This is a genomic window from Devosia sp. Leaf420, assembly GCF_001425445.1.
Taxonomy (GTDB): Bacteria; Pseudomonadota; Alphaproteobacteria; order Rhizobiales; family Devosiaceae; genus Devosia.
The window spans coordinates 70,037-83,006 of sequence record NZ_LMQU01000011.1; the positions used below are offsets into that span (position 1 = coordinate 70,037).

10 protein-coding genes are annotated in these 12,970 nt (G+C 59.7%); 5 read left to right on the forward strand and 5 right to left on the reverse strand.

Annotation, left to right across the window (positions count from 1 at the left end; genetic code table 11):
• Window positions 1–62: 62 nt before the first annotated feature.
• The 3 genes from ASG47_RS11295 to ASG47_RS11305 all read right to left on the reverse strand — a co-directional run bounded on the left by ASG47_RS11295 (window position 63) and on the right by ASG47_RS11305 (window position 1,623).
• Window positions 63–656, reverse strand: a complete 594-nt coding sequence (locus tag ASG47_RS11295) for an SCO family protein (protein WP_082511700.1) — start codon at window positions 654–656, stop codon at window positions 63–65.
• Window positions 656–1,174: a copper chaperone PCu(A)C gene (locus tag ASG47_RS11300; protein ID WP_061909056.1), complete on the reverse strand. Its 519-nt coding sequence runs from the start codon at window positions 1,172–1,174 to the stop codon at window positions 656–658. The genes ASG47_RS11295 and ASG47_RS11300 overlap by 1 nt, the downstream gene beginning before the upstream one ends.
• 65 nt (window positions 1,175–1,239) lie before the next feature.
• Window positions 1,240–1,623 carry a hypothetical protein gene (locus ASG47_RS11305; protein WP_061909058.1) on the reverse strand — a complete coding sequence of 128 codons (384 nt, stop codon included), beginning with the start codon at window positions 1,621–1,623 and terminating at the stop codon, window positions 1,240–1,242.
• 155 nt (window positions 1,624–1,778) lie between these two features.
• Here ASG47_RS11305 and ASG47_RS11310 point away from each other — a divergent pair, with 155 nt between their 5' ends.
• Window positions 1,779–3,470, forward strand: coding sequence for an ABC transporter ATP-binding protein (locus ASG47_RS11310; RefSeq protein WP_061909060.1), 1,692 nt, complete (start codon window positions 1,779–1,781; stop codon window positions 3,468–3,470).
• Here the strand turns inward: ASG47_RS11310 and ASG47_RS11315 are convergent.
• The gene (locus ASG47_RS11315; RefSeq protein ID WP_061909062.1) at window positions 3,452–5,293 is read right to left on the reverse strand and encodes an adenine deaminase; all 1,842 of its coding nucleotides are present in this window, start codon (window positions 5,291–5,293) and stop codon (window positions 3,452–3,454) included. The genes ASG47_RS11310 and ASG47_RS11315 overlap by 19 nt on opposite strands.
• A 183-nt stretch (window positions 5,294–5,476) precedes the next feature.
• Between ASG47_RS11315 and ASG47_RS11320 the strand changes: the two genes are divergently transcribed.
• The 3 genes from ASG47_RS11320 (at window position 5,477) to ASG47_RS11330 (ending at window position 10,112) form a co-directional block, all read left to right on the forward strand.
• Window positions 5,477–6,256, forward strand: a complete 780-nt coding sequence (locus ASG47_RS11320) for a TatD family hydrolase (RefSeq protein ID WP_061909064.1) — start codon at window positions 5,477–5,479, stop codon at window positions 6,254–6,256.
• Between the two features lie 5 nt (window positions 6,257–6,261).
• A complete protein-coding gene (locus ASG47_RS11325; protein WP_082511701.1) occupies window positions 6,262–8,910 on the forward strand; it encodes a response regulator in 2,649 nt (882 codons plus the stop codon).
• Between the two features lie 224 nt (window positions 8,911–9,134).
• On the forward strand, window positions 9,135–10,112 hold the full coding sequence (locus ASG47_RS11330) for a magnesium transporter CorA family protein (RefSeq protein ID WP_061909066.1): 978 nt from the start codon (window positions 9,135–9,137) through the stop codon (window positions 10,110–10,112).
• Between the two features lie 79 nt (window positions 10,113–10,191).
• Here the strand turns inward: ASG47_RS11330 and ASG47_RS11335 are convergent, their stop codons facing one another.
• Complete coding sequence (locus tag ASG47_RS11335) at window positions 10,192–10,743, reverse strand: flavin reductase family protein (protein WP_244483994.1); 552 nt, start codon at window positions 10,741–10,743, stop codon at window positions 10,192–10,194.
• 345 nt (window positions 10,744–11,088) lie between these two features.
• On the opposite strand from ASG47_RS11335, the gene ASG47_RS11340 reads away from it, so the two are divergent.
• The gene (locus ASG47_RS11340; RefSeq protein ID WP_082511702.1) at window positions 11,089–12,936 is read left to right on the forward strand and encodes an ABC transporter ATP-binding protein; all 1,848 of its coding nucleotides are present in this window, start codon (window positions 11,089–11,091) and stop codon (window positions 12,934–12,936) included.
• Window positions 12,937–12,970: the final 34 nt, after the last annotated feature.

Consider the following 12,970-nt stretch of genomic DNA (forward strand, 5'->3'; position numbering starts at 1 on the left):
CCCATGACCGCTTCAACCTCACCGCAAGGGGAGGTTGAAGCATGCATAGCTCTTGAAGACGCTCAGCTTTGGGCCAGTAATTTCCGCAGCTTGCCCAGAGCCGTCGCCGTGTCCTCCCGATAGGCGATCGTTCCTTCGAAATTTCCGTCCTTGTCGAGGAGGAAGATCGAAGCCGTATGGTCCATGGTATAGTCGCCGTCTTCGAGCGGCACCTTCTGATAGTAGATGGCCCAAGCCTTGGCGGCCTTGGCGATCTCTTCCGGCGTGCCGGTGACGCCGGTAACATGGCCGGTCCAGGCAACATAGTCTTTGATGACCGCTTCCGTGTCGCGTTCGGGATCGACGGTGACGAAGTAGGCCTTTAGCTCCTTGGCTTCATCGCCGAGGGTTTCGTACCAGGAGGTCATTTCCGCAAGCGTCGTGGGGCACACTTCCGGGCAATGGGCAAAGCCGAAGAACAGCATCGAGGGGCTGCCATCGAAGCTGGCTCGGGTGAAGGGTTGGCCTTCGGCGGTGATCAATTGATAATCGCCATTGCCAAGGGTCTGCGCTTGGGCGGGCCGCGTGGCCGTATAAGCATAGAGGCCGGTAGCCGTCAGGCCGGCAGCGACGACGAGTCCCCAAAGGACGGTGCGGACGAGCGTGATCTGGCGCATCAATGGTGACCTGCTGCCGGAGCATCGGCAGCCGTGCCGGCAGCCGCAAGATCAAGAGTCACTTCCCCTGCCTTTTCAAAGGTCAGGGTAACAGGAACAGTTTCGCCTTCGGTGATGGTGCCGGTGAGGCCCATCATCATGAGATGCTTACCACCGGGCTCGAGCACGACGGTTTCGCCAGCGGGAATGACGAGCCCGTCATCGAGTTCGCGCATCTTCATGACATCGCCTTCCATGGCCATTTCATGGATCTGCGTTACCTTGGCGATGGGCGTGCTGGCCGACACCAGGCGATCGTCTTCGCTGCCGCCATTATGGATGGTGAAGAACCCACCGCCGACGGGAGCATTTGGAAGGGTTGCGCGGGTAAAGGCGCCGGAGATTTCAAGCGAGCCGACAGTGACGACATCGCCGGCTGGAGCGGCGGTGTGGCTATGGGCATCCTGCGCAAAGGCAAGCGTTGCGGGGCCGGCCAGAAGTATGGCCGCGAGGGCGAAAATGGAGAGATGACGGGTCATGAAAACCTCGAATGATCACGCGCCCGAGTAACCGGCGCAAAAATAGGGAAAAGTTTTACTTCAGCTCAGGCGTGCGCGGGTGGCGCGCGAGGCTGGCCGGGATGATCGGCAGCACGATAGGCCAGCGTGAGCGAAGCGCTGTCATAAACGACTCGCGATGCCAGCCGCTCGATCTCGGCGACGAGTGCGACAGGCGTCGGCCCGAGCGGATCGGACTTGCCGATGCCCGCGGCCGGGCACTTGGCGAGAAGCGGCGAACTTGGGTCACCGTGATCGGCGAGCGAAGCGCAGACGGACCAGGAAACGCTTGATTCAAAGCCGAGCCGCGCCAGATCTCGCTGAAGGCCTGCGGCCTGATGGAGCGGGGCCAGCAGCACGAGCAAATAGAGGGCGAGCACCGCGAAGGCGGTGCCGAAATCTCTTGCTATGTGGCGCATGCGAAAGGGCATTGCGGCTCCTCGAACGCCTTGATCGCTAGCGCCTCTGAAGGGCATGCGCAAGGCGCGCGGTGTCGCATGGTGGCATCGGCATTGGGATTCTTGACGGTTGACCGCAATGGTTAACGCACTAGGGTGCCCTCCCCTTCCAGCCAGAGCGCGTAGTCATGACGAAAGACGACTGGACGACAATCGGGCCGGCCCTCAGTTCGATTTATCTGCAGTTTTGGCGCCACTCCCGGCTGATGCTGGCGGGAATCGCTGTGATCGTGGCGATCAATGCGATGCTTGGTATCGCGACGCCCTACCTCTTTTCGCGGCTGATCGATGGCCTCACCACGGGCGATCTCACGAGCACAATGGCGCTGGCTTTTGTCGGCTATGCGGTCATGCGCGGGCTTGAAACGCTCTTTTCCTATTCGCAGAACTACCTGTCGCTGATGACGTCGGAGGACTTGAAGTTCATCGCGGCGACCGAGTTTTTCGCGCGTCTCCTCAAGAAGCCGGGCACGTTTTTCATCGAGCACAATCCCGTGGCGATCCAGACGGCGCGGTCGCAGGGCGAAGGCGCGGTGCAGATGCTGGTGCAGCTTGTGCTGATTGTCTTCATACCCGGCGCGGCACAGATCAGCCTTGGAATCGCACTTCTCGGCGCAACGATCAGCGTTGATATCATCGCTATCGTCACCATCTACGGCGGGATCTTCATCACGCTCACCTATTTCGCAAACCAGTGGACGCGGCCGCTGCTTGATCAGGCGATCGAAGCGACGCAGGACAATGCCCGTTTTGTCGGCAATGCCGTCAACGGCATGGAGGCGATCCGCTATTTCAACGGCGATCGCTGGATCAGCGAGAAGTTTGCGGAAAAGGCCGATCTCGCGCGGGCGTCGTGGATCGGCTGGTCCTGGCGACGGATTGCGCTTTCGGGGATTTTTGGGCTCGCGCTCGGGGCGCAACTAGCCGTCACCTATCTCCTGATGCTGCCGCGGTTTGAAGCCGGCGAAATGACGGTGGGCGATATCGTCCTCATCAACCTCATCCTTGTCCAGCTCAACCGGCCATTCGAGATGATCGGCATGGCGATAGACGATGTGATGCGGTCGGTCTCACGCTTCCTGCCGTTTGCGCGCATGTGGCAGGAGCCGGAAGATCGTGCGGGGCATGGAGATCGGGCGATCGGCGCGATCAGAGGCAATATTGCTTTTGAGGGCGTCGCCTTTCGCTATGGCGAGCGGCAGACCCTGATGCCGCTCTCCTTCACCGTACCGGGTGGCAGCATTGCCTTCATTACCGGCCCGACGGGTTCGGGCAAGACGACGCTCTTCCGGCTGGCGCTCAAATCGTTGGAGCCAAGCGAGGGGCGCATTCTGATCGATGGCGTCGATCTCGCCGCGATCAAGCGCGAAAGTTGGTATGACGCGGTCGGCGTTGTGCCGCAGGACGTCATGCTGCTCAATGACACGCTCGCGGCCAATATCGTTCTCGGTCGCGACTTCGATCAGGAGCGCATGCGGCGGGCGGCGGCGCGAGCCTCGATCCTTGGTTTCATCGAAAAACTCGACGATGGCTTTGAGACGACGGTCGGCGAGCGCGGGCTTAAGCTGTCAGGTGGCGAGCGGCAGCGTGTCTCGATCGCGCGGGCGCTCTATGGCGATCCGAAGGTGCTGTTCCTCGACGAGGCGAGTTCGGCGCTCGACGAGACGACCGAGAGCCAGATCATGGATGAACTGCGCCAGTTGGAGGACGTGACGATCCTCGCCATCACTCACCGGCGCAGCATCATCCGGCCGGGCGATCAGGTGGTGACCCTTAATGCAACCGCAGCGCCCTTGGAAGCCTACCAGACCACCGAGTGAGTTTTTCCGGTCTGGACATTGACGAAGCCCTGAGGTGCGAGCGGGCCCGGCGCGACGAGCACCCAGCGCCAGGGCGAGCAGGTGAGTGTCGCGAATGACAGGCGCTCGGGGAAGCCGGGAGACCAGCGCGGGCTGAAGGTCGGCTCATACATCCACTCGATGGCCTTGGCCTCCTCATAAAGGTTCTGCATGTCGGCATCGAGATCTTCGGCCGAACGGCAGGACATGAGACCGGCAACTTCGTAACGAACAGTGGCGACGACCTTATTGTCGCGCACCAGCGCCCATCCACCATTGATATCGCGCAGCGCATTGACCGCCATCGCCATGGCTTCATCGGACGAGCCTGCGCACCAGATATTATGCTTGTCGTGGCCGAGCGAACTGGCGACGGCACAATCGGGCGTCTTGGGCCCCGTGCCAATCCAGAACATTTTGGAGACTGACTTCTTATCCGAGAAGCGATCAACGATGGCGAATTTGGTGATGTTGCGGCTTTCGTCGCGCTGCACCTGACCATCCCGAACCGGCAGATCATAGATCAGGAAATCGTCCGCCCAGTGGAACGGACGAATGACAGCTGCGGTCATGCTGTCGCGGCCGGGTTCAGCGGGAATCGCAAAATCCTCGGCGGTAAGTGCGCCGCCGGTCTTGACTGTGTCGGTCGCCCATTGCGGCCAAGCGATGGTGGGGACCGGTTCGATATAGGTCTTACCCTTGGAGACCTGACGGCCATCGGCCCAGACTTCCGCGATGGCGAAGCTTCTGACATCCGAGAGCAGGACGATATCGGCAAAGCGGCCTGGGGCGATCGAGCCGACCCACGGGGTCAGGCGCATGTGGCGCGCGGGATTGATGGTGACGCACTGGATGGCGATTTCGGGCTTGAGGCCAGCTTCGATGGCCGTCCGGACATTGTAGTCTGTCGCGCCTTTTTGGAGAGTTTCGCTGGCGCTGCGGTCATCGGTGGCGAAAGCGATTTGCGACCAGTCTTCGAGCCCACGCTCGAGAAGACCCTTGAGCACATCGGGCATCGAATGGACGCGCAATTCCATGAATAGGCCGTGACGGAGCTTGTCCCAGAACTCCTCGGCGGTCCAGGCTTCGTGGTCGGACGCAAGTCCCGCGGCGGCAAAGGCATTGATACCAGGCAGATCGCGGATACCCGCCGCATGGCCTTCGACGACACCACGCTGGGCAAACGTCGCCTCGATCATCCCCCAGAGCCGCTTATGCGAGCCATTGGTGGCGTCCCAGACGGCGGGCCAATCCATGACCTCATCGAGACCGGCTACCATCAGGCTCTCACTCATGAAGCCGGCCTGCTCATCATGGCCGAGATAACCACCGCCATGCTCATAGGCCGTGGGCGGCACGGCAGAGCCGGGCAGTGGGAAAATCTTGAGTGGGGAGCCGTGCTGGCGCGCCGTCATCCAGAATTCGACAGTCTTGGCGCCGTTGACGTTGGAGAATTCGTGGCTCGCTTCGCAAGTCCAGGTATTGCCGCGCGGCAGCACAAGCGCTGCCTCCCATTCGGGCGTCAGGTGCGAGCTTTCGATATGCTTGTGGATTTCCCCAAGGCCCGGAATGGCCCAGAGATCAGGCCGGTCTTCGCGCTGGCCAACTTCGCCGGTATAGCTGCCAGCGGGCCCCACATAGGCGATACGATCGCCCTTGATGATGATGTCCTGGTCGTCGAGCCAGGTGCGGGTCGCGACATCGAGCAGATGGCCAACGCTCAAAGCCCGATCGGCCGGCGCCTTTCCGAGAGCCACCAGGGTCAGGTGCTGGCGGATGGCGACTTCGGACTTGGCGTTGATCATTGGAAAACCGGGGGTCGTTGTAACAGGGCAAGCCGGAGGGACCTGCAGGGACAGTTGATGAGGAAACTGCGCCGCGCTGTCAAAGTCGAAATTCTCATCGACTGCGAATGAACCGATCCTGGGTATTTTCCGTAAGGAAACCCACGTGCTAGCTATTGCCGCCCTGCCGTTCCGAGGTTCGCCGTGTTTGTCGATAGCCACCTGCATCTTGATTTCGATGACTTTGCTGAAGACCGCGAGGCGGTTATGGCGCGGGCAAAAGCGGCCGGGATCGACGCCTATGTGAATATTGGCATTCGCGTTCGAAGTGCGGCGCGCGTGATCGCCATAGCCGAGCGCTACCCCAATGTCTTTTGCACCGTCGGTACGCTGCCCCATATGGCCGATGAGGAAGCGGATGTTACTGCCGAAGAGATCATAACGCTGACACGGCATCCAAAGGTGATCGGCATAGGCGAGGCTGGCCTTGATCGCCTTTACGGCAATGCGGATTGGAACACACAGAAGCGCGTCTTCGCTGCCCATATAGAAGCGGCTCAACAGACCGGTTTGCCGCTCGTCATTCACTCGGTGCGCGAGGACGACACCATGTCGGAAATGCTCCGTGCAGCCATGTCGAAAAAGCCCTTTGCCTTCGTCGTTCATGCCTTTTCGGGCGGACCATTGCTCCTCGAAACAACGCTCGACCTTGGGGGGTATTTCGGCTTTGGCGGTTTACTCACCTACAGGGATAACGAGCACATTCGGCACGCTGCCCAGCGCGTACCCATGGAAAGAATACTTCTTGAGACCGACTCGCCCTCGATGGTACCCGCGCCGCTTGAAGGCGACCGCAACGAGCCGGCAAATCTTCTAACCACCGCCACACTTCTCGCAGCGCTTCGCGGGATTGAAATTGATGTGCTTGCAAAGGCGAGCACTGACAATTTCTATCGCTTTTTTTCCAAAGCAGGGCGTATGTAAGGACTATGACCAACGCACCATCCCGCACCCTCGCCCTGCCCGCCGATCTGGAGGCCTTTGTATCGAGCCAATTGGCCGAGGGGCGCTATAGTTCCGAGGGCGACCTTCTCGCTGCGGCCCTGCGGCAGTTGCGTGTGGGATCGAGCACGGTTTCCACGGTCAACTGGCCTGTTGATGGCGGCGCCTGTGGCGCGCTGATCCGCGGGATCGATTGGACGAAAACCTCGCTCGGCCCGGTCGACACATGGCCCCACGCGCTTCGAGCTACAGTAGTCAATATCGTCAATTCCCCCGTCGCCAAGGTGCTGATGTGGGGCCCGGAACATTTGATGTTCTATAATGACGCCTATGCGCCCATCATCGACCAGCGGCATCCCATCGCCTTGGGACAGTCCGTGGCGACCGCTCTGCCCGAGGTTTGGGACTTCAATCGCGGCATCATCGAGCGGACGCGAACGGGCGAGCGTATTTCGCACAGCAGCGTTCCAATCACCCTCAACAATGCAGCGGGTGCCGAAACCTATACGTTCGACCTCCACTACACCCCGGTCTACGACGACTTTGGCACGGTCAATGGCGTCATGTGTACCGTGATCGACCAGACCGAGCAGGTTGCTTTGCAGCGCAATCTGGCTGCGAGCGTCGGTCGCTTCCGCGCGGCCATGGATGCCGTCCACGGCGTGCTCTGGACCAATAGTGCCGATGGCCGGATGCTGGGCGAGCAGCCGGGCTGGGCCAAGCTCACCGGGCAGAGCTTTGACGACTATCAAAATTTCGGCTGGTCAAACGCCGTGCATCCCGACGATCAGGATAGCTCGGTGCAAACCTGGAACGACGCCGTTGCGGCCAAGTCCATGTATGTCCACGAGCACAGGGTGCGCGAGAAGAGCGGGGTCTGGCGCACCTTTGCGATCCGCGCCGTGCCAATTCTAGATGCCGGCGGCGAGATCATCGAATGGATCGGCGTTCACACCGATATCACCCATCGCCGCGCAGCAGAGAATGCCCTGCGCCAGCTCAACGAAGATCTCGAAGCGCGCGTCATTTCTGAAATCGACGAGCGTCGCCGAGCGGAAGCAAAACTGGCGCAATCTCAGAAAATGGAAACCGTCGGCAAATTGACCGGTGGCGTCGCGCACGATTTCAATAATCTGCTGCAGGTCGTTTCGGGCAATCTTCAGCTTCTCGCCAAAGATATTGCGGGCAATGAACGCGCCGAACGGCGTATCGCCAATGCAATGGCAGGTGTGTCACGCGGATCAAAACTCGCCTCGCAACTCCTGGCTTTTGGCCGACGGCAGGCGCTTGAGCCAAAGGTCACCAATATCAGCCGCCTCGTGCGCGATATGGACGACATGCTGCGCCGCGCCATCGGCGAAGCGATCGAAGTCGAGACCGTCGTCAGCGGCGGGCTCTGGAACACTTTCATCGACCCTGTTCAGGTCGAAAATGCCCTCCTCAACCTTGCCATCAATGCGCGCGACGCCATGGATGGACAGGGCCAGCTCACCATCGAGCTTGGCAATGCTCACCTCGACGATGATTATGCGCGCTCCCATGATGAAGTGACGCCGGGGCAATATGTGATGCTGGCCGTCAGCGACACCGGCTCGGGCATGTCTCCCGACATCATCGATAAGGTGTTCGAGCCGTTTTTCTCGACCAAGGGCGAAGGCAAGGGCTCAGGGCTCGGGCTCTCCATGGTCTACGGGTTCACCAAGCAATCCGGCGGCCATGTAAAGATTTATTCCGAGGTTGGCCTCGGCACGACCATCAAGCTCTACCTCCCCCGTGCGCTCGAAAGCGAAGACGTGGAAGTGGTGGCGAGCACCGGACCGATCATCGGTGGTACTGAAACCGTGCTCGTGGTCGAGGACGATCATGAAGTGCGCGCGACGGTCGTCGAAATGCTGACCGATCTCGGCTATCGCGTGCTCAAGGCCGTGGACGCAGCGAGCGCTCTCAATGTCATTGAGAGTGGCATGCCGATTGATATTCTTTTCACCGACGTCGTGATGCCCGGCACGCTCAAGAGCCCGGAACTGGCGCGCAAGGCGCGCGAGCGGCTGCCCGATATCGCGGTGCTCTTTACCTCAGGCTATACCGAGAACTCGATCGTCCATGGTGGCCGGCTCGATGCAGGCGTCGACCTCCTTTCAAAGCCGTACACGCGCGAAGCCCTGGCCTGGAAATTCCGTCAGGTTCTCGGCAAAGGAGAAAAGGGCAAACCACTCTCTGATTTGAAGGCGGAAAATCCTATCCCGACTGAGGGAGGGCGTCCTGTCGTCACGACCAAACGCACGGTACTTTTGGTTGAAGACGATGCACTCATCCGCTTCTCAACGGCGGATTTGCTTGAAGAGGCCGGCTATCTCGTGGTTGCAGCGGGAAGCGCTGAAGAAGCGGTGGCCGCACTGGACACCGCGCCGGTCGATATTCTCGTGACTGATATCAACTTGCCCGGCATTTCAGGTGTTGAACTGGCGCGGCAGGCCAAGGCGAAACGGCCCGACTTGAAGCTGGTTTTTGCGACCGGAGATACATCTGCGATCAAGGATCAGCCCGACGCACAGGTGCTGATCAAGCCCTATTCACAAAGTGAACTGGTTCGCGCCCTGGCCGCTTCCGGCAAGGTGCCGGCCACGGCGAAATAATCCTGGCGGCCGGCCCTCGGGGGCCGGTTCACCACGGCACGAATGCATGCGTTGACAGACGCTGTCGAAGAGCGCATTTGAGCAGCGAGACGCCCGGCGTCTTCTTTGAAAGAGAAAGATCATGAACCCCGACAGTCGAAGTCGAATTCGACACTGCCGCAGGGCCTGAAGGATCTGACGAGGTCAGTTCCCGCGGGCCCATGAGCCTGCATTGAGGAACTGCCATGCTGCGCATCTACACGCGTACCGACGATAAACTTGTGCCATTCGACATGGACAAGAGCACCAGCCTGCCCATTTGGCTGGACCTGATTTCGCCAACCGCCGACGAAGTGAACCAGGTCGAGAACATGCTAGACGTGGAAGTGCCAAGCCGCGCCGAAATGGAAGAGATCGAGCTTTCGGCCCGGCTCTATGCCGAGAACGGCGCGCTCTTCATGACGCTGACCGCCCTTGCCAAGCTCGACACCGATGAGCCGATCAAGACCCCGATCACCTTCATCCTCAAGGATCAGACGCTGGTCACGGTGCGCTATGCCGAGCCAAAGCCATTCCTTGCCTATATGAACCGCGCGCAGCGGCCCAAAGGCGCCCCGCACAAGTCGGGCGAGGAAATCATGCTGGGCCTGATCGAAGCCATGATCGATCGCACCGCGGATGCGCTGGAGCGGATCGGCAACGAGACCGACGGTTTGTCGCGCAGCATCTTCAAGACGGCGCAGGCCAAGACCAAAGCCAATGTAAAGACGCATGACCTCGAGAACGTCATCTCGCTGATCGGACACAAAGCCGAACTGCTCACTATGGTGCAGGAGAGCCTCGTCAGTATTGCGCGGCTCACGGCCTACTATGCGGCTGCGGACGAGACCAATGACGACAGGGAAAGCCGGCACCTCGTGCGGCTGATCCAGCGCGATGCGCTCTCGCTCGGTGAGCATGCGCGGGCGCTGTCGGCACGCCTCGGGTTTCTGCTCGATGCAACGCTAGGCGCCATCAATCTCGAGCAGAACCAGATCATCAAGATCTTCTCGGTCGCAGCCGTCGTCTTCCTGCCGCCAACGCTGGTCGCATCCATTTACGGCATGAACTTTGCGATCATGCCTGAGCTTAATTGGACCCTCGGCTATCCTTGGGCAATCGGGCTCATGGCGCTTTCAGCGCTGGTGCCGTTCCTCTATTTCAAGCGCAAAGGCTGGCTGTAGAGCAAGAGGCTGCCAGGATCAAACAGGCATCGAACCCGCGTCCTTGTCAGGGCGCGGGCATCGGAATTAGGCGTAACGCTTAGCTTCTGAACGGATCGAAATTAGGCAGAAGCTGCTGATATTGGCCACGCCAATAGAGGAGCGGCTGCTCCGAGGTCGTCACCTCGACATGGCGTACGCGCCCAAAGACCAGCGCATGCGTATGACGTTCGATAATCTCGTCAACGTCGCAATCGAGCACAGCCAATGCCGACTGGAGACCCAGAACGCCACTCTCGAGCCGGTCCCACTCCCAGCCAACGTAACGATCATTGCCCTTGATGCCACCCTTGCCCGCAAAGCGATCGGCGACGGGGCTCTGACCGTCGCTGAGAATATTGCAGGCAAACGATGCGGCATCGCGCAGGATGGGCCAGGAGGACGACGTTTTGTTGAGGCTGACGAGTATGGTCGGCGGTTCAGCGGAAAATGAAGAGACAGACGTTGCGGTAAAACCGGTGCGATTGCTTCCCGTGCCGACGGTTATGACGCTGACGGCCCCGGCCAGATTGCGCATGGCCAATTTGAAAGCGCTGTCTTCCACTTCAGCCCTTTGAGCCGGCCGGAAGCTTGCAATATCGATGATCGACAAAGGGCCTCTCCCCATCTGACGCGCCCATATGACGCTTGTCCCCTACCCTAGCCCGCTCCCGGACCGCGCACGATATCGCCAGGGAGCACAGTTTGCCGGTTGGAGACGGCAGAAAGAAATTTATATCTACAAACTTTATAGACTAAAAGAGTTCTCGGAGGCGTGGTGCCGATGTGTCCCGATGTGTCCCGTGGCAAAAGCATCACTGTCGGCATTTACCAAGAGCGCCTGGTTGCAGTTCCGCCCCGGCCGGCGTTAGCTTTGTCCCAATCTTTAGGGAGATCAGAATGAAAACCGTCATGTCCGACACATTCGCACTTCGTCTGCAACAGGACATGACCGTTCATGCATTCCCAATCTCCCAACGGGGCCAAGCGCGCGCAAAAAGCCACTAGCCGCGGCCTTTTTTCATTTCTCAAATCAAGCGCTGAACAGACTATCGCGCGGGACAAAGCCCGTTCTCGGTTTCGGCGCTTCACGTCATACTATCGGCCTCATCTGCCACTGTTCTCGGCGGTCGTCGGCGCGGCCGTGCTGGTCGCTGCCGCTGCAGTTGCGCTGCCGGTGACAACAAACGTCATCATTCTCCGCCTACCCGAATTGCTCCAGTCCCAAGATGCCTTCGGGCAACTGGCCGGCTTCGGCGCCATCATGTTGGCCGCCTTCCTGTTACAGATCCTCGCCGTCTATTTCGTCGACTATAAAGGTCACGTCATGGGCGCGCGTATCGAAGCGCAAGTGCGTCGGGATCTGTTCGAGCACTGCCAGAACCTGTCGTTCAGCTTTTACGATCGTCAGCGGACCGGCCAATTGATGAGCCGGATCACCAATGACTCGCTCTGGCTCGGTGAGCTTTTTCACCATGGGCCGGAAGACGCTTTGATCGGCGTCCTGAAGCTTGCCGGCGCTATGGCGGTTTTGATCTGGATCGACCCGCTGATTGCAGCCGTTGTTGCCGCAATCGTCCCTTTTGCGCTCGTTTATGCCCTCTATTTCAATGGACGGATGAAGCATGCGCTTGTGGTCAGCAAGGAGCAGATAGCGAGCGTCAATGAGCGCGTCGAAGACGTCCTGGGCGGTATTCGCGTCGTCCAGTCCTTCGGCAATGAAAGGGACGAGTTGCGCCGTTTCGATACCGAGAACCAGTTGTTTTTGGAGAGTCGGCGGGACGGTTACCGGAGTGAGGCTATGCTGTGGTCAGGGATGGAGGGGTTCAACCAGTTCCTGACTGTTGTCGTCATTCTCCTCGGCGCCATGCGGGTCGTTACCGGAGAACTTGTTGCTGGAAATCTTTTGGTCCTGCTGCTGACCCTGGGCGTGTTGACCGATCCGCTGCGGCGGATGGATAATTTCACCCGGCTTTGGCAGGAGGGATATACCGGCTTCAACAGGGCCATGGAATTGCTCGAGGAAGAGCCGGCGATTGCTGACCGCCCAGGGGCTCAACCGGTAGGCACCCTAAAGGGACGGATCAGCTTCGAGGCTGTCGGTTTCCGCTATGAGGGATCAGGCGAACCGGTGCTTCGCGACCTGTCCCTGACCATAGAGCCAGGCGAGTTCGTCGCCTTGGTCGGACCCTCGGGCGTAGGCAAAAGTACTTTGTGCAGCTTGGTGCCGCGCTTTTACGATGTCGAACAGGGGCAGGTAACCCTGGACGGGCGAGATGTGCGCGATATCCGACTTGCCGACCTCAGGCGCAACATTGGCCTCGTGCAGCAAGATGTCTACCTCTTCGGCGGCACGATTTGGGATAACCTGCTTTATGGGCGGCCTAAATCGTCCCAGGCGGAGGTCGTCATGGCAGCCAAGGCAGCCAATGCGCACGATTTCATCATGGCACTCCCCCAGGGCTATGAGACCGACGTAGGGCAAAGAGGGGTAAAACTGTCGGGCGGGCAAAAGCAGCGGCTGACCATCGCCCGCGCCTTCCTCAAAAATCCTTCAGTGCTGATCTTCGACGAGGCCACGTCAGCACTCGACAATGAAAGCGAGCGTGCCGTGCAGCAGGCCCTTCTTGGACTTTCGAAGGGCAGAACCATGCTGGTCATTGCCCATAGACTTTCTACTGTCCGCCACGCCGACCGTATTCTGGTCCTGACGGAAGACGGCATCGTTGAAGACGGCACCCATGATACACTCATGGCCGCTGAAGGCGTTTATGCAAGATTGCACTCGGTTCAGGGTAGTATCTAGCAAACACAAGCCCAGCGTCACCGCTGGGCTTATT

Coding starts and splice junctions, on each gene's coding strand:
- ASG47_RS11315 (WP_061909062.1), bottom strand. CDS start 5,293: ATGATCAACGCCAAGTCCGAAGTCGCCATCCGCCAGCACCTGACCCTG.
- ASG47_RS11325 (WP_082511701.1), top strand. CDS start 6,262: ATGACCAACGCACCATCCCGCACCCTCGCCCTGCCCGCCGATCTGGAG.
- ASG47_RS11300 (WP_061909056.1), bottom strand. CDS start 1,174: ATGACCCGTCATCTCTCCATTTTCGCCCTCGCGGCCATACTTCTGGCC.
- ASG47_RS11305 (WP_061909058.1), bottom strand. CDS start 1,623: ATGCCCTTTCGCATGCGCCACATAGCAAGAGATTTCGGCACCGCCTTC.
- ASG47_RS11295 (WP_082511700.1), bottom strand. CDS start 656: ATGCGCCAGATCACGCTCGTCCGCACCGTCCTTTGGGGACTCGTCGTC.
- ASG47_RS11310 (WP_061909060.1), top strand. CDS start 1,779: ATGACGAAAGACGACTGGACGACAATCGGGCCGGCCCTCAGTTCGATT.
- ASG47_RS11330 (WP_061909066.1), top strand. CDS start 9,135: ATGCTGCGCATCTACACGCGTACCGACGATAAACTTGTGCCATTCGAC.
- ASG47_RS11340 (WP_082511702.1), top strand. CDS start 11,089: ATGCATTCCCAATCTCCCAACGGGGCCAAGCGCGCGCAAAAAGCCACT.